Source organism: Arthrobacter sp. QXT-31, assembly GCF_001969265.1.
Taxonomy (GTDB): domain Bacteria; phylum Actinomycetota; class Actinomycetes; order Actinomycetales; family Micrococcaceae; genus Arthrobacter.
Map to the genome: position 1 here is coordinate 930,515 of NZ_CP019304.1, position 20,790 is coordinate 951,304.

General features: G+C 67.2%; 15 protein-coding genes. 12 read left to right on the plus strand and 3 right to left on the minus strand.

Annotated features, from left to right (window positions below):
* Positions 1-41: 41 nt before the first annotated feature.
* From BWQ92_RS04260 to BWQ92_RS04295, 8 genes are all read left to right on the plus strand, one after another.
* Positions 42-1,142 carry a substrate-binding domain-containing protein gene (locus tag BWQ92_RS04260; RefSeq protein WP_076798437.1) on the plus strand — a complete coding sequence of 367 codons (1,101 nt, stop codon included), beginning with the start codon at positions 42-44 and terminating at the stop codon, positions 1,140-1,142.
* A 259-nt stretch (positions 1,143-1,401) separates the two neighbouring features.
* Positions 1,402-2,865 (plus strand): ABC transporter permease, encoded by a 1,464-nt coding sequence (locus tag BWQ92_RS04265; protein ID WP_076798438.1) that lies wholly within the window; start codon positions 1,402-1,404, stop codon positions 2,863-2,865.
* Positions 2,866-2,867: 2 nt separating this feature from the next.
* Positions 2,868-3,575, plus strand: a complete 708-nt coding sequence (locus BWQ92_RS04270) for an ABC transporter ATP-binding protein (RefSeq protein ID WP_076798439.1) — start codon at positions 2,868-2,870, stop codon at positions 3,573-3,575.
* Positions 3,576-3,732: 157 nt separating this feature from the next.
* The gene (locus tag BWQ92_RS04275) at positions 3,733-4,803 is read left to right on the plus strand and encodes a Gfo/Idh/MocA family protein (protein ID WP_076798440.1); all 1,071 of its coding nucleotides are present in this window, start codon (positions 3,733-3,735) and stop codon (positions 4,801-4,803) included.
* Between the two features lie 124 nt (positions 4,804-4,927).
* Positions 4,928-6,112 carry a hypothetical protein gene (locus BWQ92_RS04280; RefSeq protein ID WP_157365095.1) on the plus strand — a complete coding sequence of 395 codons (1,185 nt, stop codon included), beginning with the start codon at positions 4,928-4,930 and terminating at the stop codon, positions 6,110-6,112.
* Between the two features lie 141 nt (positions 6,113-6,253).
* Positions 6,254-7,900 (plus strand): beta strand repeat-containing protein, encoded by a 1,647-nt coding sequence (locus BWQ92_RS04285; protein ID WP_076798442.1) that lies wholly within the window; start codon positions 6,254-6,256, stop codon positions 7,898-7,900.
* 301 nt (positions 7,901-8,201) lie between these two features.
* Positions 8,202-9,326 carry a serine/threonine-protein kinase gene (locus tag BWQ92_RS04290; RefSeq protein ID WP_442856761.1) on the plus strand — a complete coding sequence of 375 codons (1,125 nt, stop codon included), beginning with the start codon at positions 8,202-8,204 and terminating at the stop codon, positions 9,324-9,326.
* Entirely contained in the window at positions 9,323-9,838 is a 516-nt protein-coding gene (locus BWQ92_RS04295; RefSeq protein WP_076798444.1) for a hypothetical protein, read from the plus strand. The genes BWQ92_RS04290 and BWQ92_RS04295 overlap by 4 nt, the downstream gene beginning before the upstream one ends.
* A gap of 62 nt (positions 9,839-9,900) precedes the next feature.
* On the opposite strand, the gene BWQ92_RS04300 is transcribed toward BWQ92_RS04295, so the two are convergent.
* The gene (locus BWQ92_RS04300) at positions 9,901-12,117 is read right to left on the minus strand and encodes a catalase (protein WP_076798445.1); all 2,217 of its coding nucleotides are present in this window, start codon (positions 12,115-12,117) and stop codon (positions 9,901-9,903) included.
* A gap of 273 nt (positions 12,118-12,390) precedes the next feature.
* Here BWQ92_RS04300 and BWQ92_RS04305 point away from each other — a divergent pair, with 273 nt between their 5' ends.
* A complete protein-coding gene (locus tag BWQ92_RS04305; protein WP_076798446.1) occupies positions 12,391-13,242 on the plus strand; it encodes an SRPBCC family protein in 852 nt (283 codons plus the stop codon).
* 107 nt (positions 13,243-13,349) lie between these two features.
* Here the strand turns inward: BWQ92_RS04305 and BWQ92_RS04310 are convergent, their stop codons facing one another.
* Complete coding sequence (locus tag BWQ92_RS04310; protein WP_076798447.1) at positions 13,350-15,569, minus strand: NADP-dependent isocitrate dehydrogenase; 2,220 nt, start codon at positions 15,567-15,569, stop codon at positions 13,350-13,352.
* A 374-nt stretch (positions 15,570-15,943) separates the two neighbouring features.
* Here BWQ92_RS04310 and BWQ92_RS04315 point away from each other — a divergent pair, with 374 nt between their 5' ends.
* Together BWQ92_RS04315 and BWQ92_RS23815 are read left to right on the plus strand one after the other, a co-directional pair.
* Positions 15,944-16,936 carry a trypsin-like serine peptidase gene (locus tag BWQ92_RS04315; RefSeq protein WP_076798448.1) on the plus strand — a complete coding sequence of 331 codons (993 nt, stop codon included), beginning with the start codon at positions 15,944-15,946 and terminating at the stop codon, positions 16,934-16,936.
* Positions 16,920-17,090 carry a hypothetical protein gene (locus BWQ92_RS23815; protein WP_172804241.1) on the plus strand — a complete coding sequence of 57 codons (171 nt, stop codon included), beginning with the start codon at positions 16,920-16,922 and terminating at the stop codon, positions 17,088-17,090. Before BWQ92_RS04315 ends, BWQ92_RS23815 begins: the two co-directional genes overlap by 17 nt.
* 496 nt (positions 17,091-17,586) lie before the next feature.
* On the opposite strand, the gene purH is transcribed toward BWQ92_RS23815, so the two are convergent.
* Entirely contained in the window at positions 17,587-19,257 is a 1,671-nt protein-coding gene (gene purH / locus BWQ92_RS04320) for a bifunctional phosphoribosylaminoimidazolecarboxamide formyltransferase/IMP cyclohydrolase (RefSeq protein ID WP_076798449.1), read from the minus strand.
* A gap of 178 nt (positions 19,258-19,435) precedes the next feature.
* Here purH and BWQ92_RS04325 point away from each other — a divergent pair, with 178 nt between their 5' ends.
* Positions 19,436-20,788 carry an MFS transporter gene (locus BWQ92_RS04325; protein ID WP_076798450.1) on the plus strand — a complete coding sequence of 451 codons (1,353 nt, stop codon included), beginning with the start codon at positions 19,436-19,438 and terminating at the stop codon, positions 20,786-20,788.
* The last annotated feature ends 2 nt before the right edge of the window (positions 20,789-20,790 follow it).

Sequence of the window (20,790 nt, forward strand, 5' to 3'; positions counted from 1 at the left end):
CCGGATGTTTTTCCCACCCCTAAAGAAAGTGAACCGAGCAAATGCGAATGATTGGTAAGGCAGGAAAGGCGGCAGCAATCGCTGCCATTGCGGCACTGGCGCTGACAGCCTGCGGCCGTTCCGAGTCAGGAACCACGGGCGGCGGCACCGGCGGCGGGGAGGCGTTCCCCAAGGACTCCTCAATCGGCGTCGCACTTCCCCAGAAGACCAGCGAGAACTGGGTCCTGGCGGAGAAGCTGTTCAACGACGGCCTCAGCGAGGCCGGCTTCAAGCCGGACGTGCAGTTCGCCAACGGCGGCGTCTCGGAGCAGCAGAACCAGATCAGCGCCATGATCACCAAGGGCGCCAAGGTCATCATCGTCGGCGCGATCGACGGCGCCCAGCTGGGCACCCAGCTGAAGCAGGCCAAGGACGCCGGCGCCACCATCATCGCCTACGACCGCCTGCTGCTGAACACCGAGAACGTGGACTACTACGTGGCCTACGACAACTTCAAGGTGGGCGAGCTGCAGGGCAAGGCGCTGCTGGATGGCATGAAGGCCAAGAAGCCGGAGGGCCCGTACAACATCGAGCTCTTCGCGGGCTCCCCTGACGATGCCAACGCCAAGGTCTTCTTCGACGGTGCCATGAGCGTCCTGCAGCCGAAGATCGACGACGGCACGCTGAAGGTGCTCTCCGGCCAGAAGTCCTTCGAACAGGCTGTCACCCAGGGCTGGAAGGCCGAAAACGCCCAGCGCCGTGCAGACACGCTCCTGACCGGCAGCTACACCTCCGCGTCGCTGGACGGCGTGCTGTCCCCGAACGACACCCTGGCCCGTGCGGTACTGACCGCCGTCAAGGCGGCCGGCAAGCCGCTTCCGGTGGTCACTGGACAGGACTCCGAGGTTGAATCGGTCAAGTCCATCATGGCCGGCGAGCAGTACTCCACCATCAACAAGGACACCCGCAAGCTCGTTGAGCACTCGATCGTCATGGTCAAGGACATCCAGGCCGGCAAGACGCCTGAGATCAACGACGACAAGTCCTACAACAACAAGGTCAAGACCGTTCCGGCCTACCTGCTGGAGCCGGTCATCGTGACCAAGGAAAACGTCAAGACGGCCTACGTGGACGATCCGGTTCTCGGCCCGATCACCAAGTAACACCGCAGACACCACAGAGCCCCGGCTCCCCCGAGTGACCAGTTCACGAAGGAGGGCCGGGGCTCTTCCGTTGCCGCCACCCAACGCTTCCTCACCTCCTGCCGCCCCCACCCCCACGCTTCCTCACCTCCTGCCGCCCCCACCGTCGCCACGGCTTCACAGCGGAAACATAGGTCCGGCCCGTTTCCCGCACAGCAGCGGGCACCAGTGTGGAATCCGAAGCCGGCCAATCCCCCGGCATGTGATCCCAAGGAGTGCAGTGAGCGTCCTCGCCCGAAGTGTAGGCAATGCGTTTAGAAACAAGGTCCGAACAGCCGCCGTTGTGACCGTGCTGGCTGTCGCGATCGGCCTGGCCCTGGCCATGCTGGTGGCCAACCAGGCGGTCGGCGCCAAAGTCCAGGAGCTGAACGCTTCGGTGGGCACCGTGCTGACGGTGAACCCGGCCGGCGGCCAGGGCTTCGAAGGCGGCGGCGAGCCGCTCACCGCCGAGCAGGCAGCAACCGCCGCGGACGTTCCAAACGTGACCGCCGTCGTCGGAACCAAAGCGTTGCGGCTGCGCAATGCAACCGAGGCCGCAGCACAGGCGGCGGCCGGAACGCAGGCCGGCCCGGGCGGCGGGCAGGGCGGCGGCCCCGGTGGCCAGACCACCACGCTGACCACCAGCCTCACGGCCGCCGTCGACGCCGGAACGCTCGGCGCACGCAACCAGGACAGCACCGGAACCACCGGGACAAACGGAACCACCGGCACCGCCCAGCCTGCGCGGTCCCTTCCGATCACTGCCACCGGCACCGGCGCGGAGGTGGACAGCACTGGCAAGGCGCTGGAACTGACCTCGGGCACCGGCCTGGGTGACTACACCAAGGAATCCACCAAGGCGCTGCTGGGCACCACGCTCGCCGAGAAGAACAACCTCAAGGTCGGCTCTACCTTCACGATCAACAGCAAGACCTTCACCGTCGCCGGCCTGTTCGACGCCGGCACCGCGTTCGGCAACAACGCCCTCTACGTCACGCTCCCCACGGCCCAAACGCTGGCCGAGCTGCCCGGCGAACTGTCCACGATGATCGTCACCGTGGACAGCATGGAGAACGTTGAGACCGCCAAGACAGCACTCCAGAACGCACTCGGCACCGACAAGGCCGACGTCACCCAGGGCCAGCGCAACCTCGAAACCGCCGTCACCTCCCTGGGCAGCGTCAAGAACATCTCCATGGTGGCCTTCATCGCCGCACTGGGCACCGCGGGGCTGATCATCCTGCTGATCATGGTCATGCTGGTCCGCGAGCGCCGCCGCGAAATCGGCGTCCTCAAAGCCATCGGCGCACCGAACCGGACCATCGGGCTGCAGTTCGTGCTCGAGGCTCTGGTCCTGGTGGCCCTCGGCAGCGTGGTGGGAGCCGTCATCGCCTCCTTCGCCAGCGGCGGCATCGCCTCCGCCCTGGTCAGCTCCAGCACCAGTACGACGGCGGCCCCCGCCGGCCAGCGCGGCGGCGGGTTCGCGGGGGCTGGCGGAGTATTCCCGGGCGGACAGTTCCAGGGCGGACAGGGCGGCCCGTTCGGCGGCGCGTCCCAGCTGCTGACCTCCGTCACGGCCAGCGTGTCTCCCGGCATCCTTGCCGCCGGCATCGCCGCAGTGTTCGGCGTCGCCATCATCGGCGCGCTGGTTCCGGCCCTGCTCACCGCCCGCATCCGCCCCATCGAAGTCCTCCGAGGAGAATAGCCATGATTGAAGTCAAGGATCTTGTCCGCACGTTCAAGTCCGGCGACCGGACCATCAAGCCGGTCAACGGCGTCAGCTTCGAACTGGAGCAGGGCACACTGGCGTCCATCGTGGGCAAGAGCGGCAGCGGCAAGAGCACACTCCTGTCCCTCCTGGGTGCCCTCGACAAGCCCACCAGCGGAGACGTCGTCGTCAATGGCGTCAGCCTGGCGGGCATGCCCGACGGCAAGCTGACCGAATACCGGCGCCGGGACATCGGATTCGTGTTCCAGCAATTCAACCTGGTCCCCAACCTCTCCGCACTGGACAACGTCATGCTGCCCATGGAGTTCGCCGGCATGCGGAAGTCCGCCAGGGCTGAACGGGCGCGGGCGCTGCTGGAGCAGGTGCAGCTCGACCCCGACAAACACGGCCGCCGCATCAACCGTCTCTCCGGCGGCGAGCAGCAGCGCGTGGCGATTGCCCGGGCCCTCGCCAACAAGCCGAAGCTGATCCTCGCCGACGAGCCCACGGGCAACCTGGATGAGCAGACCGGCGACCACATCATCGAACTGCTCAGTTCCCTCAGCCGGGACCACAACACCACCATCCTCGTGGTCACCCACGACCGCACGCTCGCCAACAAGACGGACCGCAGGTTCCGGCTGCAGCAGGGCAAGCTCACGGAGGAAACCGTCCGCGGCCGCACTGCAGAACCGGCAGCCGTCTAGAGCCCGCAGTCCAGGGGGAACCGCCGTCGGGGTTAACGCGGAAGGTGGGGGCGGGCCAGAAACCCTCCCTCACCTCTCGCAGGTTTTTACCTCACCATCCCTCACCTCTCGCGGTGTTTTACCCAACCCTCCCTCAGCCGGGTGAGAGGATGGCGTCATGACGTCACCGATCGCCAAGCCATGGCTCTTCACCCAGCCCAACCAGGATCCCCTTGCCGCCACCGGCCGCAGGCTGCGGTGGGGTGTCATCGCCACGGGTCGGATCGCATCCCTGGTGTCGCAGGACCTGGCCCTTCTGGAAGATGCGGAACTTTACGCCGTCAGCTCCCGCGCGCAGCACACCGCGGACGCGTTTGCAGGCGAGTTCGGCTTTGCCGTGGCGTACGGGGACGACGGCGGACAGCCCGGTTATGAAAGGCTCCTCGCCGATGACGCGGTGGACGTCGTCTACGTGGCAACGCCGCACGCCCAGCACCACCGGGTTGTCCTGGCTGCGCTCCGCGCAGGTAAGCATGTTCTTTGCGAAAAGGCGTTCACCATCAATGCCCGCGAAGCTGCCGAGCTGATCAAGGTGGCACGTGAAAAGAAGCTGTTCCTCATGGAAGCCGTGTGGAGCCGGTTCCTGCCCAGCATGCAGAGGGCGTTTGAGATCGCGCATTCCGGCGAACTTGGAACCGTCCAGTGGGTCACGGCCGACCTTGGCTTTCCGGCGCCTTACTCCCCCACGGCAAGGCTCTGGGCTGTGCAGGACGGCGGCGGTGCACTCCTCGACATCACCGTTTACCCGCTGCTGTGGGCCCTTGGCACCTTGGGTTTCCCGCAGACGGTCAGTGCCATGGGCACTTTGAACGACGACGGCGTGGACGCCCAGAACGCGCTCACGCTGGGTTACCATCACGGCGCGCAGGCACAGCTCACTTCGTCCCTGCTCGCGCACGGCCCCCGCAGCGCGACTGTTGCCGGCAGCCTGGGGTACCTGCAGACTCTCGGCTCGATCAACAACCCCAAGAAGCTGGTGGTGGGGATCGGGCAGGAGACGCCGCGGACGGAACACTTCGAGGTGATGGGCCGGGGCTATACGTACGAGCTTCGTGAGGTGACGCGCTGCCTCCAGCAGGGCCTCACCGAGAGCCCGGTCATGCCCCTCGAGGACTCGCTAAATACGATGCGGCTGTTCGATGGAGTCCGCGCGCAGCTCGGTGTCGCGTATCCCAATGATGCACACTGAACAGGCCTGCCTACCTTACTCGAATCGAAAGAATTATTGCCTCCGGCTCTGGACTCTCACTTTGAGGCAGGCTTAGGCTGAAGACGGTCGTCGATTGATTCGGTGAGCTCGGGGGGTGTTAAGCATGACCATCGCGTCTTTGTCGCGGTCCGTGCTGCGCCCTTTGCGTCCTGTTCTGTTGGCCGGCGCCGCTGCAGTCGCATGGCTAGCTGTATCCGCCCCAGCCGCGGACGCCGACAATTCCCCGCAATCTGACTCCCTCGGCAGCACCATTTCGTCGGCTCTCTCCTCGGTCAACGGCAGTGCTGGCAATGTGGCAGGCGGCGTTGGCACGCTGGTCTCCTCCACCGCCCACGCAACCCGCGCCGCCGCCCAGCAGACGCCGGACGTAGCACCGCCGCCGCCTCCGGCTGTCGATCCGGCTGCCATCCCGGAACCTTTGCCAGCGACGCTTGCGCCGGCACCGGCCGAACAACCGTCGATTGTTGCGCCTCCAGCTGTGACTCCCGTCCCTGCCGCGCCTGCGGCGCCCACGCCTGCGGCCGTGGTTGCCCCGGTGGTGGCGGACATTGTTGAGCCTCTCGACGCCGCCTTGGGCGAACTGCCGCTCGGAGGAGCGCTTCCCGATGACACCGTGGCCGGGGTTACGGATCCCGTGGTGGCCATTGCTGATGAAACGCTAACGGACGCGGGCGAGACAGCCCTGAAGCCGGTGGCCGGGATTGTGGCACCCGTAACCGACGCCGTGAGCCCGGTCACCGACGCCCTGCCTGTCGAGCTTCCCGTTGGCCCGGTCACGGACGTGCTCACGCAGATACTTCCTCTAGCGGATCCAATCATTGAGCCGCTCGCGGATGCCCTCACAGGGACTGTCGCCGTTCCAGATCGGCTCACCGCAGCTGGTCTCGCTGAAACGGGCCGAATTTACGCAAGCCCAGGGGTCGCAGGCATCCTCGCCGCGCCCTCTGCAGCGTCTGCGCCGGCCGTTCAGCCTGCCCTCGGATCGCCGGCTCATCACAGCCAAGTGGTCGCGCCAAAGGCGGCCGCGCCAGCGGGGCCTGCCCCGAAGATTCCTGCCGGCGGAGACTCACCGTCCGGTGGGGACCGCACGCCAACGCCCGAGGCGCTGCTTCCGGCTCCGGCCTCAGGCTCGGGCAGCGGCACATCCTCCGGCGGCCCCTCTGCTTCGGCCGCCTGGCTAAACAGCTCCTTCGAATACCTGCCGCTCATGGGATTTGTCCCCGTCAGCGGACCCCTTCAGCATGTTCCTTCGCCGGTGGCCAACGACCCCGGCTCCCGTCCTGACTAGTTGGGCCCCTTCTGCCTCCCTGCGGCAGACACACGGCCAATCAGGTTGCCATGAGCACCTGACAACAACTTTTCAGGAGACATCGCAATGCACCAGACAGTTCGCAGGGGCCTATTAGGCACCCTCTTTGCCGGAGGGCTATTGGCCCTCGGCGCTACCGCGGCGAGCGCGGACACCACTGCCACGGGCGCGGTCGACATCGCGGCCGAAACCGCTTCGGCGGACCTCAATGCTTCGACGTCGCTGGGTCTGCTGGGTGGCCCAGCGCCGTCGAATTCTTCCACTGTCAGCGTTAACGCCGACCTCGACCTCAGCACCGGAACCTCAAGCGGCAGCACTGCCGCCGTGGCACCGGCGGCGACGGCACTGGTCGACGTCAACCTCGGCAACACGACCGTGACCGGAACCGACACCACCCTTCCGGCCACGGACGCCACCGCACTGGTCGACGTCAACCTCGGCAACACCACCCAGGCCGGGACGGACACCACCGTTCCGGCCGCGGACGCCACCGCCCTGGTCGACGTCAACCTCGGCAACACGACCGTGACCGGGACCGACACCACCCTTCCGGCCGCGGACGCCACCGCCCTGGTCGACGTCAACCTCGGCAACACGACCGTGACCGGAACCGACACCACCGTTCCGGCTACGGATGTGACGGCCGCCGCAGACATCAACCTCGGCAACACCGCCCTCACCGGAACCGACACCACCGTTCCGGCCGCTGACGCCACCGCCCTGGTCGACGTCAACCTCGGCAACACCCCGGTAGCAGGAACCGACACCACCGTTCCGGCTACGGATGTGACGGCCGCCGCAAACGTCAACCTCGGCAACACCGCCGTCACCGGAACCGACACCACCGCTCCTGCCGCTGACGCCACCGCCCTGGTCGACGTCAACCTCGGCAACACCCCGGTAGCAGGAACCGACACCACCGTTCCGGCTACGGATGTGACGGCCGCCGCAAACGTCAACCTCGGCAACACCGCCGTAGCAGGAACGGACACCGTTGTTCCCGCCACCGACGCCACCGCCCTGGCCGACGTCAACCTCGGCAACACCCACGTGGCGGGTACCGACACCGTTGTTCCCGCCACCGACGCCACCGCCCTGGTCGACGTCAACCTGGGCAACACCAACGGAACGGGAACCGGCACCACCATCCCTGACCTGACCGCCGTCGTCGACCTCAACCTCGGTAACACAGGTTCACTGGGAACCGGTGCTGACGGCACTGTCGACCTCGGGCTCGGCACGGGAACCGACACGACTGTGGACCTGGGCGTTGATCTGGGAATCGGACTGGGCACAGGAACTGAGACCACGCCGCCTGCTACCGATCCGGGTGACGGAACGGGTTCCGGCACGGCCCCCGGTGATGGAACAGATACCGGCGGCACCGGGACCGATGGAACAGATACTGGCGGCACCAGCACTGACGGCACCGGCGCGGCGGGTACCGGAACCGAAGGCAGCGGAACCGGCACCGATACGACCGGCGGAGCCACAACAGGCGCCGGCACGGCGGGTTCCGGCACCGAAGGCACCGGAACCGGAACCAACGCACCGGCCACGGCCATCCTGCCTGCGGGTTCGCTGACCACCGGCGCCGCAGCATCGGAGAGCACGGCAGCCAAGGCGAACGCAGGCATGGCCAACGGAAACACGGCCACCGGACAGCAGACGCTCGCCAACACCGGAGCCGACGCCGGGCTGCTGCCCCTGGCCCTGGTGCTGCTCGCCACCGGCGCACTGCTCGTGATTCGCAGGAAGAAGGCCTAAGGGTCCACATCCCGGTCAAAAAGGAATAGCCGCCTTCGTCGGCGGTCCGCCGCAAGGGAGTTCACAAGACTCCCAGATGCCGGACCGCCGGCGAAGCCGTGCTCGTCTGGGCGTCAGGCGCCGGCGACAGCCGGTCCGCCAGCCACAGCCCGCGGCAAAATTTAATAAGTACACGTATTATCCTTAACACCGAGCCACAGCGGATAAGGACGGCAACGTGTTGGAAGAAACGCCCGTCGGGGTGACAACGGATGTACTGGGCGGGCGCTACCGGCTGGGTGAAGTGATCGGACGAGGCGGCATGTCCTCGGTCTACACAGCCGCCGACGAGAACCTGGGCCGGGACGTCGCCCTGAAGCTATTCGCCCCGCAGGCCGCCGACGCCGACGAACTCAAACGGCAGGAAGCCGAGATCCGGCTCCTTGCAACCCTGAACCACCCCAGCCTCGTCACCCTGTTCGACGCCGGCGTGGACACCCGCATACCGGACCAGCCCAGGCCCTTCCTGACCATGGAACTCGTGGAGGGCCAGGACCTGCGCAGCCGGATCCGCCATAGCCGCGTTCCGCTCGACGAACTGTCCGTCATCGGCGCCGGCATCGCCGATGCCCTCGCCTACGTTCACGGGCTGGGCATCATCCACCGCGACATCAAACCCGCCAACATCCTCCTCGTCCAGGTCCGGCCCGGCGAACCGGTCCGCCCCAAACTGACCGACTTCGGCATCGCCCGGATTGAGGACGGCACGCGCCTCACAGCCACCGGCACCATGGTGGGCACGGCCGCCTACCTGAGCCCCGAACAGGCCATGGGCTCCCCGCTCTCGCCCGCCTCGGACATCTATTCGCTCGGCCTCGTGCTGCTGGAATGCATCAAGGGAACTGTCGAGTACCCGGGAAGCGCGGTGGAATCAGCGGTGGCGCGGCTGCACCGTGCCCCGGAAATCCCCGATGACTTGCCCACTGAATGGCAACACCTGCTCGCTTCCATGACCGCCCTCGAACCGTTGGAGCGGCCCTCCGCCGCCGACCTGGAAGTGGCCCTCCGGCATGCCCTCGTGTCACCCGACTCCGCTCCCGGAGAGCTGGCAGAGGAACACACCCGCATTCTTCCCGCGCTGCCGTCCCGGCCGCCGTCGATACTTCCGTCCGGTTCATCCGAGCCGCAATCAACAGCCGAAACTCAAGCACACCCGTCACCAGCACCCGAAACGTTGCCAGGCCCAAGCGCCCGCGTGGGCGCAGCGAAGAGACGCCGACGTTTCCGGATCGGCGCCGGGCTTGCCGCCGCCGCTCTGCTTGGCGGAGCAGCCGCGCTGACTGTCGCCGCCAACGCACCTGCAACGCCCGACGTCGTTCCCTACCCCAGCGTCAGCGGCACCTTGGGCGACCATCTCAAAGAGCTGCAAAGGAGTGTTGAACCATGAGCCCACGCCGGACACCGGCCGCGTGGCGCCGGGCGGTGACAGTTCTCACGGGGTGCATGCTTGCAGCCGGACTGGCCGGTTGCGCCGGCTCCACCCCGGAACTCGAAGCAGACGCAGCCGCAAAGCTCCAGCAGCGGGTCCTGGAGGTCACCCGGTCTGCAGCCGGCAGCAATCCCGCTGCCGCCCTGACGTCACTGGACCGACTGTCTGCCGAGCTGGATGCTGCGGCGGCCGCCGGGCAGGTTTCCTTCAAGCGCCACCGGAGCATCGTTGCGGCCATCAGCGCCGTCCGGGCCGACCTGACCGCCGCGCAGGCCGCCAAAAAGAAGGCTGCGGACGCGGCCGCTAAGGCCGCGGCAACTGCGAAACCCTCCCCTGCTCCCTCCCCCGTGGCGGTGGTCCCGGTTCCCGCCCCTGCGCCGGTGCCGGCTCCGGCAAACGGCGGGCAGCAGGACAACTCCGGGAAGGGCAGTTCGGAAGGAAACAAGGGGGCGGGCAAAAACAAGGACTAGTCCCACCTTGGGACCAGTCCTTGTTTTCAACCGTCAGGAGAATTTCTGCCTGTGCACGACCGTCAGGAGGTCGCTGCCGGGAAGCGCTCCCACGCCCGGTGGGCGGCCAGCAGCTCCTGGATCTGCGGAACCACCTGCCCTGCACTGTCGCCGAGCACCACGCCGGCCGCGTCATCCGGGATGCTCGCGGCGTCCACGCCGGCTGCGCCCGAGCCCCACGCGCCGATGGCTTTGGCATGCCGGAAGGCCTCTGACAACAGCAGCACGACGCGCGGATCCAGCGAGGCACCGGGTTCGCCGGCCTTCGCGTCCAGGCCCTGTTCGGCGTCGTCCGCCGGCTCCGCCGATCCTGCCAGGATGATCGCATCGAACTCGGTGGAGCGTGCGGTGAGGTAGGTCCGCTGAACCGGGATCCCGCCGTCGGCCTCTCCCCCGAGCGTCCCGCCGGACGGGGCGATCACCAGCGGCAGGATGCCGGCGTCGTCGAGCGCCTTGCGGGCATCCCGGAGCGCCTCGAGGTCGCTGGACTCGTCCGCCACAATCCCGACAACCCGGCCGGCCACCGGCCAGGTCTTGCCGAGCTGGGAGAGGGCAGGGCTGGGCTGGGCCTCGGGCACGTTCTCGGTTGCCTCCGGAGCGGGCATGCCCAGGCCGCGGGCAACGGCGGCGCACAGTTCGGCGTCGATGTTAGCCAGGGCGAGCAGCTGGCGCTCACGGACGGGCTTCTCGTAGCACTTGCCGAGCTCGAACGTGTAGGCCTGGATCACGTGGTCCTGCTCCACGGGAGTGAGGCTCCGGAAGAACAGCCGCGGCTGGCTGTAGTGATCATCAAAGGAGGCGGGGTTCTTGCGCTGCTTGATGGCTTCGGCCACAGCTTCCGGAACGTCAACGAAGGCCCCAAGGTCCGCGCCGGCCTTGAACGGGCAGCCGCCGTCGAGGGAATTGGGCCGGTAGGGCGCCACGCCGGCGTGGACGGCGGTCTGGTGCATGCCGTCGCGCAGCATGTCGTTCACCGGGGCCTGCGGCCGGTTGATGGGGATCTGTGCGAAGTTCGGCCCGCCGAGGCGCGAGATCTGGGTGTCCAGGTACGAGAACAGCCTGACCTGCAGCAGCGGATCGTTGGTGACGTCGATGCCGGGCACCAGGTGCCCGGGATGGAAGGCCACCTGCTCCGTTTCGGCGAAGTAGTTGACCGGGTTGGCGTTGAGCGTCATCAGGCCGATCGGCTGGACGGGAGCCAGTTCCTCGGGCACAAACTTGGTGGGGTCCAGCAGGTCGATGCCCTCGAACATCTGGTCCTCGGTGTCCGGGAACGTCTGGATTCCCAGCTCCCATTCCGGGTAGGCGCCGGCCTCGATGGCGTCCGCCAGATCGCGCCGGTGGAAGTCCGGATCCATGCCGTTGATGATCTGGGCCTCCTCCCAGACCAGCGAGTGCACGCCCTGCTTCGGCTTCCAGTGGAATTTGACGAGCGTCGTGGCACCCTCGGCGTTGACCAGGCGGAAGGTGTGGACGCCGAAGCCCTCCATGGTGCGGTAAGAACGCGGGATGCCGCGGTCGGACATGTTCCACATGGTGTGCGCCTGGGCCTCGGTGTGCAGCGACACGAAATCCCAGAACGTGTCGTGGGCGCTCTGGGCCTGCGGGATCTCGCGGTCCGGGTGCGGCTTTGCGGCGTGCACAATGTCCGGGAACTTGATCCCGTCCTGGATGAAGAACACCGGGATGTTGTTGCCCACCAGGTCGTACACACCCTCGTCGGTGTAGAACTTGGTGGAGAATCCCCGCGTGTCCCGGACGGTGTCGGCGGAGCCGCGCGAGCCGAGGACGGTGGAGAACCGGACGAACACGGGAGTTTCCACGTCCTTGGCGAGGAAGCCTGCCCGGGTGATGTTGGCGGCCGTGCCGTACGACCGGAACACGCCGTGGGCGCCAGCACCCCGGGCGTGCACCACACGCTCCGGGATCCTCTCGTGGTCGAAGTGCGTGATCTTCTCCCGGAGGTGGTGGTCCTGGAGCAGGATCGGTCCCCGCGGACCGGCCTTAAGCGAATGGTCCGTATCCGTCAGCCGGAGGCCCTGTGCGGTAGTCAGGTACTGCCCGGACTGCGCCCGGGCGTGTTCCGGCGCGCCGGTGGGGCTGCCGGTCGGGGACACTGCCTCCGGCCCCTGCTGGTCCGGCTTGGGCGGCAAAGGTTCCCTTGGGGTGGTGGGCTCGACGACGGCGGGCTGCTCGCCTGCCGGTGCTCCCGGAATGTTGATTGCTGATTCTTCAGGCACAGAGCTAATCCTTTCCGAAACGGCGGCCTAACCGGACTCGGCCACCGGCGCTGGGCGCGCGGCCGAAAGATAAGCCTGCTTAGTACCCTACGAAACCCGGCCGCCGCCCACAACCGTGGGCCGTCATCCGGGCGCTGCGCGCGTCATAGTCAGCAACCTTACTTTCTCTCTTCAAATGCCGCGTGCTTCCCGCTACGTTGGAGGTGTTCCATCCGAACAAGGGCAATCAGAACCACGGGCCATCCCCCCGTACGCTGAAGGAGTGAACCAAGCATGGCAACTGTCCAGGAATCGATCACTGTCGATGTCCCCGTACGCCAGGCCTACAACCAATGGACCCAGTTTGAGGATTTCCCCAACTTCATGAGCGGCGTGGACGCCGTCCGCCAGCTCGATGACACCACTGTTCATTTCGAAACCAGCATCGCGGGTGTGAAGCGCGAGTACGACGCCCAGATCACCGTCCAGGAGCCGGACCAGCGCGTCACGTGGGAGAGCCTGAATGAGCCGCGCAACTCGGGCACCGTGTGGTTTGAGTCCCTCGGCGCCAACGAGACCAAGGTGAACGTGGAGCTGACCTGGGAGCCGGAATCCGCGGTGGAGAAGCTCGGCGCAGCCACCGGCCTCGATTCGCGGCAGGTCGCCTCGGACCTGAAGAAGTTCAAGAAGTTCATCGAGGAACGTGACACCGAAACCGGCGCCTGGCGTGAGAGCGTGAGCGGCGGCGAGGTGGAAGGTGACGCCCGCACGACGGCGGCTGGCACCGGCGTCGGAAGCGGAACCGGCGGCGTCGGGACGGCGGGTGCCGCCGGCCTCGGAGCGGGAGCGGCGGGTGCCGGCGGTGCCGGAGCGAGCAGGGAGACAGGCACCTGGGGGGCCACGGCGGCCGGCGGTGACGGGGACCCGGGCGCAAGCACCGGCTACTCCGAGGGTGCCGGCATGGACGCGGTCCCGGGACGCAGCTACGAATCCGGTGACGCCTACGACGCCTCGGCCACGGAACGGCCGGTGAGCACGGACCCGGACCTCGCCGTCGACGCCCCTTACGGGGATGAGGGCACAGGTGAGCCGCGCAACGAAACCCGGCATACCGACACCCGCCGCGACGACATTCCCGACCGGTAGGCCAACGCCCAGACCGGCGGCAGCCGGCACGGCAAGGACAAGAAGAAACGCCCCGCCACTCAAGCGAGTGGCGGGGCGTTTCTGGTGCCTGGCGGCGGGCCGAAGAATCAGCCCAGGCTGGCAACGATCTTGTTGAGCGTGGCGGACGGCCGCATGACTGCCGCAGCCTTCTCGGCGTCCGGGTGGTAGTAACCGCCGATGTCGGCCGGCTGGCCCTGGGCGCCCAGCAGTTCGGAGACGATGGCGTCCTCGTTGGACGTCAGCGCCTCGGCCACCGGCGCGAAGGAGGCCGCGAGATCGGCGTCCTCGGTCTGCTTGGCGAGTTCCTGTGCCCAGTACTGGGCCAGGTAGTAGTGGCTGCCGCGGTTGTCGATCTCGCCGGCCTTGCGGCTCGGGGACTTGTTCTCCAGCAGGAAGGTGCCGGTGGCGCGGTCCAGGGTGTCGGCCAGGACCTGGGCCCGGGCGTTGTCCGTGGTGTTGGCCAGGTGCTCGAAGCTGACGGCCAGCGCCAGGAACTCACCGAGGCTGTCCCAGCGCAGGTGGTTTTCCTTCAGGAGCTGCTGGACGTGCTTCGGGGCCGAACCGCCGGCGCCGGTCTCGAAGAGGCCGCCGCCGTTAATCAGCGGAACGATGGACAGCATCTTGGCGCTGGTGCCCAGTTCCAGGATCGGGAACAGGTCCGTCAGGTAGTCGCGGAGCACGTTGCCCGTGACGGAGATGGTGTCCTCGCCCTTGCGGATGCGCTCCAGGGTGAAGGCGGTGGCCTTGACCGGGGAGAGGATCTCGATCTGCAGGCCCTCGGTGTCGTGCTCCTGGAGGTACTCGCGGACCTTCCCGATGAGCTTGGCGTCGTGGGCACGGGCCTCGTCCAGCCAGAACACTGCCGGGGTCTGGGACGCGCGGGCGCGGTTCACGGCCAGCTTGACCCAGTCGCGGATGGCCAGGTCCTTCGTCTGGCACGCGCGCCAGATGTCGCCCGGGGCTACTTCGTGTTCGATCAGGACGTTGCCGGAGCCGTCGACCACCTGGATCTTGCCGGGGACCTGGGCTTCGAAGGTCTTGTCGTGGCTGCCGTATTCCTCGGCGGCCTGGGCCATGAGGCCGACGTTCGGAACCGTGCCCATCGTGGTGGGGTCGAAGGCGCCGTTGGCGCGGCAGTCGTCGATGACAACCTGGTAGATGCCGGCGTAGGAGCTGTCCGGCAGGACTGCCAGGGTGTCGGCTTCCTGTCCGTCCGGACCCCACATGTGGCCGGAGGTGCGAATCATGGCGGGCATGGAGGCGTCCACGATGACGTCGCTGGGGACGTGCAGGTTGGTGATGCCCTTGTCGGAGTCGACCATGGCGAGCGCGGGGCCCTCTTCGAGGCCCTTCTTGATCGCGGTCTGGACACCCTCGCGGACGTCCTCGGGCAGCTCGTCCAGTCCGTTGAGGATGGAGGCGAGGCCGTTGTTGGGGCTGAGGCCGGCCGCGGCGAGCTGCTTGCCGTAGGTGTCGAACAGCTCGGAGAAGTAGGCCTTGACCACGTGGCCGAAGATGATGGGGTCGGAGACCTTCATCATGGTGGCCTTCAGGTGGGCGGAGAAGAGCACGCCCTCTTCCTTGGCGCGGGTTACCTGTGCCGCCAGGAACTCATCGAGGGCGGCGGCGCGCATCACGGTGCCGTCGATCACTTCGCCGGCGAGGACCGGGAAGGCCTTCTTCAGGACCTTGACCGTGCCGTCTTCACGGACCAGCTGGATTTCGATGGTGCCGTCGGCCGGGACCACCACGGACTGCTCGTTGGAGCGGAAGTCGTTGGCGTCCATGTGTGCCACGTTGGTCTTGGACTCGGGGGTCCAGGCACCCATGGAGTGCGGGTTCTGCCGGGCGTAGTTCTTGACCGACAGCGGCGCGCGGCGGTCCGAGTTGCCTTCACGCAGGACCGGGTTCACTGCGGAGCCCTTGATCTTGTCATAGCGGGACCGGATGGCGGTCTCTTCGTCCGACGTCGGGTTGTCCGGGTAGTCCGGCAGCTTGTAGCCCTGGGACTGAAGCTCCGCAATGGCCGCCTTCAGCTGCGGCACGGATGCGCTGATGTTGGGCAGCTTGATGATGTTGGCTTCCGGCTTCTTTGCCAGTTCACCGAGTTCAGCCAGGGCGTCACCGATCCGCTGCTCTTCAGTGAGGTAGTCGCCGAAGACGGCGATGATGCGGCCGGCCAGCGAAATGTCGCGGGTCTCCACCTGCACACCTGCCGTGGACGCGAACGCCTCGATGATCGGCAGGAACGAATATGTGGCCAGCATCGGCGCTTCGTCGGTGTGGGTATAGATAATTTTGGCCATGCTCGGGCGTCTCCCTGAAGGTCGGCTTGTATCTGGTATTCCGGCTATTTCACCAACCTTTAACTTACCCGAGGTGAACCGGTTGAACCTTACCCGGACGGCCCGGCGGCCCTGCATGACCCCGTTCCCGTGTCTTCCGCCACACTATCCATTGTCCCCGGGGCCTATGAGTCCTAATCTTTCTCTCATAAACGAATACCGCTTCGGCGGCTGAAGTCAGTTGGAACCCCTTGCGGCAGGGGCAGATCAGCACCCCCCTACCTGGCAAACAAAAACTTGAATCGTCACCAACCGAGCTTGTCATCCCCCGGGTAGGTCAATCAGTCACCCGGCGTGCCTCGCGGGGCCCGCCCCACCTGATAGGTAGGACCGCAATGACGAGCAAAAAGACTCTGGCCGGCAGCCTCCTGAGCCTCTCCACTGGTCTGCTGCTGGCCGCGAGCGCCATCGGCGGCGCAACAGCCTCTTCTGCCACGCCGCAGGACTCGACCCAACTCCAGGTCGAAAGCATTCCGGTGTCCAGCCCACAGGGCTACTGGACACCCGAGCGCATGCGCGCCGCCGTTCCCGGGGAAGTGCTCGCCGCCAAGGCCGTGGCCCGGCAGGACAACAAAGGCCCTTGGCCCGCGGCTGAAGTGGAGTCGGGAGAGTTGACCAGATTCGCCGGCACCACGGCGCAGACCACCGCCCTGCATGTAGACGAAGCCCCGGTGAGCCACATCGGCAAGGTCTTCTTCACCCTTGGCGGGGCCAATTACGTCTGCTCCGGCAACTCGGTCACCGCCGCCAACAAGAGCCTGGTGGCCACCGCCGGCCACTGCGTCAATGAGGGACCGGGCGCCTTCGCCACCAACTGGGTCTTCGTTCCGGGCTACGTCAGCGGGAAGGCCCCCTACGGTCAGTGGCCTGCCCGGTCGCTGCACGCCGCACGGAAATGGACCTCGGGCGGCGACATCAGGTACGACACCGGCTTCGCCGTGGTGGCCCGGGTGGGAGGCAAGACCCTCGCCGATGTGGTGGGTGCGTCCGGCGTCGAATTCAGCCAGCCGCGCGGCCTGACGTACAAGTCCTACGGCTACCCCGCCGCTGCCCCGTTCACAGGGCAAACGCTCGTAAGCTGCACGGGCACAGCCAAAGACGACGCTATCAACCCCCAGTTCAATTCGCAGGGCATTTCCTGCGACATGACCGGCGGTTCCTCAGGCGGCCCGTGGTTTGTCCAGGGCGACACGGATCAGGCGGACGGTCCCAACGGCTTCCAGAACTCCGTCAACAGTTACGGGTACGGAACACGTTCAACCACCATGTTCGGACCCTTCTGGGGTTCGACCATCATGAAGGTCTACGACAGTGCACAGAGGAAGTGACGAATCTGACGGCGCCGAGGTAAGCCACAACGTCAGCCGGACGCCCGAGGAAATCCTGGCCTACTGGACCCCGGAACGGATGGCCGAAGCCGTCCCCCGGGACATCCGGTTGCCGGATCCGGAGGAAAGCCAGCCCCAATCTGAAGAAAAGTAAGTTAAAGCCCGACGGCGGCCGTCCCCTTAGGGGCAGCCGCCGTCGGGCTTTGCTTGGGCCACGCCGCCGGGTTCCTGGCCGAGCACAGCGAGGTTAGGGAGGCGGTTGGGCCCACGCCGCCCGGGTTCCCTGGCCGAGCGCAGCGAGGTTAGGGAGGCGGTTGGGCCCACGCCGCCCGGGTTCCCTGGCCGAGCGCAGCGAGGTTAGGGAGGCGGTTGGGCCCACGCCGCCCGGGTTCCCTGGCCGAGCGCAGCGAGGTTAGGGAGGCGGTTGGGCCCACGCCGCCCGGGTTCCCTGGCCGAGCGCAGCGAGGTTAGGGAGGCGGTTGGGCCCACGCCGCCCGGGTTCCCTGGCCGAGCGCAGCGAGGTTAGGGAGGCGGTTGGGCCCACGCCGCCCGGGTTCCCTGGCCGAGCGCAGCGAGGTTAGGGAGGCGGTTGGGCCCACGCCGCCCGGGTTCCCTGGCCGAGCGCAGCGAGGTTAGGGAGGCGGTGGGGACTAGTGGAAGAAGTGGCGGGCGCCGGTGAAGTACATGGTGATGCCTGCAGCGTTAGCGGCGGCGACGACTTCCTCGTCCCGGACGGAGCCGCCGGGCTGCACAACAGCCCGCACGCCGGCGTCGATCAGGATCTGCAGGCCGTCGGCGAACGGGAAGAACGCGTCCGAGGCTGCGACCGCGCCGCGGGCACGGGCAGGTGCGCCGGCAGCGTCCGCGTTGGAGGCGCCGCCTGCACCGTCGACATTGGACTCAACCTGCACGCCGAGCGTGTTGGCCCGCTCCACCGCGAGCTTGCAGGAGTCCAGGCGGTTGACCTGGCCCATGCCGATGCCGACTGCGGCACCATTCGAGGCGAGCAGGATGGCGTTGGACTTGGCTGCGCGGCAGGCGGTCCAGGCGAAGGCGAGGTCGGCCAGGGTGGCGTCGTCGGCCGCTTCACCGGCGGCGAGCGTCCAGTTGGCGGGGTTGTCGCCGTCGGCGTTCACCTTGTCGGTGACCTGCACCAGCACACCGCCGGAGACCTGGCGGATTTCGGTCGGGTAGCGGCCGTAGCCCTCGGGGAGGGCGAGCAGGCGGATGTTCTTCTTCTTGCTGAGGATTTCCACGGCCTCGGGCTCGAAGCCGGGGGCGATGACAACCTCGGTGAAGATGTCCTTGACGGTGTTGGCCATGCCGGCGGTTACCGGGCGGTTGGCCGCGATGACGCCGCCGAAGGCAGAGACGGGGTCGCAGGCGTGGGCCTTGGCGTGGGCGTCGGCGATCGGGTCCGCGGCGCCGGCGGAGGCGACGGCCACGCCGCAGGGGTTGGCGTGCTTGATGATGGCCACGGCGGGCTCGGCGAAGTCGTAGGCGGCCCGCAGTGCTGCGTCGGCGTCCACGAAGTTGTTGTAGCTCATGGCCTTGCCGTGCAGTTGGTCTGCCTGGGCGATGCCTACCGGGGCTGCCTTGTCGACGTACAGCGCGGCCTGCTGGTGCGGGTTCTCGCCGTAGCGCAGCACCTCGGAGCGTTCCAGGGCCAGGCCGGCGTAGGCGGGCCAGTCGATGACGCCGTCACCGTCCTCGTCGAGGAACTGGCTGGCGGTCCAGGTGGCCACGGCGGTGTCGTAGCTGGCCGTGTGCGCGAACGCCTTCGCGGCGAGCCGGCGGCGGGTCTTGAGGTCGAAGCCGCCCTCTGCGGCGGCGCGGACCACGTCACCGTAGAACGTCGGGTCCACCACAATGGTGACGGCGGCGTGGTTCTTCGCGGCGGAGCGCACCATGGCAGGGCCTCCGATGTCGATCTGCTCCACGACGTCGTCCTGGGCGGCGCCAGACTTCACCGTCTCCACGAACGGGTAGAGGTTCACCACGACGAGGTCGAAGGCCTCGATCTCCATCTTGGCGAGGGTTTCCATGTGCGCGGGGACCCGGCGGTCGGCGAGGATGCCGCCGTGGACGCGCGGGTGCAGGGTCTTGACCCGGCCATCCAGCATCTCCGGGGAACCGGTGACTTCCTCGACTTCCTGGACCGGGATGCCGGCCGCGGCGATCTTCTTGGCGGTGGAGCCGGTGGAAACGATTTTGACGCCTGCTGCGTGCAGGCCCTTGGCGAGCTCCTCCAGACCGGTCTTGTCGTATACCGAGATCAGGGCCCGGCGGATGGGAACACGGTCAAGCTGCGTCAGGGTCACAAAAGTCTCCGTCTTTATAACGCGGTTGATGTGCCGCGGTTGGTGGGGATACGGCCAGTTTATCGTGTCGGCACGCCTCGTCCGGCTGGCCGGCAGAGTGTGAAGGCGGGCCCGGGGACCGGGCGGAGACCCGGGCTCCGGTGCCTTTAGCAACGTAAGGTTTAAGCAGGAGGCCGAAATGAACATTTACACCGCTGTCCCCAGTGGCGAGCAGGTAGTCCAGGAGCTGCCGTGGCGCTGGAAAGTGCAGGGCCGGATCTTCCTGATCGGGGGCCTGGGATTCATGTTCGATGCGTGGGACGTCACCCTTAACGGCATCCTCATTCCGCTGCTGTCCAGCCACTGGAGCCTCACTCCGGGCGAGGCCGGCTGGATCGGCACCGCGAACCTGATCGGGATGGCCCTCGGCGCCTTCATCTGGGGCACCATCGCGGACACCATCGGTCGCAGGAAGGCCTTCGCGGCCACGCTGCTGATCTTCTCGCTGTTCACGGTGCTTGGCGCCTTCTCCCCCGACTTCATCTGGTTCTGCGTGTTCCGCTTCATGGCGGGTTTCGGCCTGGGCGGCTGCATTCCGGTGGACTACGCGCTGGTGGGTGAATTCACGCCGCGCAGGCAGCGCGGCCGGGTCCTCACCGCCATGGATGGCTGGTGGCCCGTGGGTGCTGCGCTCTGCGGCTTCGTGTCCGCCTGGCTCGTGGCCGCGTTTGCCGACTGGCGCCTGACCATGCTCGTCATGGTGCTGCCCGCCCTGCTGGTGTTCTGGGTGCGGCGCAGCGTGCCGGAGTCGCCGCTGTTCCTGATCCGCAAGGGCCGCCGGGACGAAGCCGCCCGGGTGATTGACCGCCTGGTTGAGGCCACTGGAGCCGAGCCCCGCGCCTACAGCCTGCCCGAGCCGCAGGCCGTGCCACGGCTTTCCGCCGGCAGCGCCTGGCAGCAGCTGCGCGGTGTCTGGCAGTTCAACTGGAAGATCACGGCCGCATCATGGGCCCTGTTCATGAGCATCCTGTTGGTCTACTACCTGTCCCTGACCTGGATGCCGCGGATCCTGATCGGCGCGGGGTTCGCCGAATACAAGGCGTTCCTGACAACGGCGGGGATGGCCGCCGTCGGGCTTCTGGGTGTAATCGCGGCAGCGCTGCTCGTGGAGCGCCTGGGCCGCAAGTGGCTGCTGGCCATCACGGGGCCGCTGTCGGCGCTGATCCTGGTGGTGGTGGCCTTCGTGGTGGATGTGCCCACCGCCGCGGTGTTCTGGCTGCTGGTGTTCGGGTTTGTGGTGCAGGTGGCCATCCCGGTGCTCTACGCCTACGTGTCCGAGCTGTACCCCACGGAACTGCGCGGCAGCGGCTTCGGCTGGGCGTCCACGTTCTCGCGGCTGGGGGCAGGCTTCGGCCCGCTCATCTTCGCGAACTACTTCTGGCCGCAGCTGGGGCTGGCCACGTCGTTTGCCCTCGCCGGCGGCCTGGTGGTCCTGTCCGTGCTGTGGATGGCGTTCTTCTCCCCCGAAACCCGCCAGCGCCGCCTCGAGTAACC

Bases quoted from the DNA above. Each gene is read 5' to 3' on its own strand.
- BWQ92_RS04260 (WP_076798437.1), top strand. From the start codon at position 42: ATGCGAATGATTGGTAAGGCAGGAAAGGCGGCAGCAATCGCTGCCATT.
- BWQ92_RS04290 (WP_442856761.1), top strand. From the start codon at position 8,202: ATGTCCTCGGTCTACACAGCCGCCGACGAGAACCTGGGCCGGGACGTC.
- BWQ92_RS04280 (WP_157365095.1), top strand. From the start codon at position 4,928: ATGACCATCGCGTCTTTGTCGCGGTCCGTGCTGCGCCCTTTGCGTCCT.
- BWQ92_RS04275 (WP_076798440.1), top strand. From the start codon at position 3,733: ATGACGTCACCGATCGCCAAGCCATGGCTCTTCACCCAGCCCAACCAG.
- BWQ92_RS04270 (WP_076798439.1), top strand. From the start codon at position 2,868: ATGATTGAAGTCAAGGATCTTGTCCGCACGTTCAAGTCCGGCGACCGG.
- BWQ92_RS04310 (WP_076798447.1), bottom strand. From the start codon at position 15,569: ATGGCCAAAATTATCTATACCCACACCGACGAAGCGCCGATGCTGGCC.
- BWQ92_RS04295 (WP_076798444.1), top strand. From the start codon at position 9,323: ATGAGCCCACGCCGGACACCGGCCGCGTGGCGCCGGGCGGTGACAGTT.
- BWQ92_RS04325 (WP_076798450.1), top strand. From the start codon at position 19,436: ATGAACATTTACACCGCTGTCCCCAGTGGCGAGCAGGTAGTCCAGGAG.
- BWQ92_RS04315 (WP_076798448.1), top strand. From the start codon at position 15,944: ATGACGAGCAAAAAGACTCTGGCCGGCAGCCTCCTGAGCCTCTCCACT.
- BWQ92_RS04305 (WP_076798446.1), top strand. From the start codon at position 12,391: ATGGCAACTGTCCAGGAATCGATCACTGTCGATGTCCCCGTACGCCAG.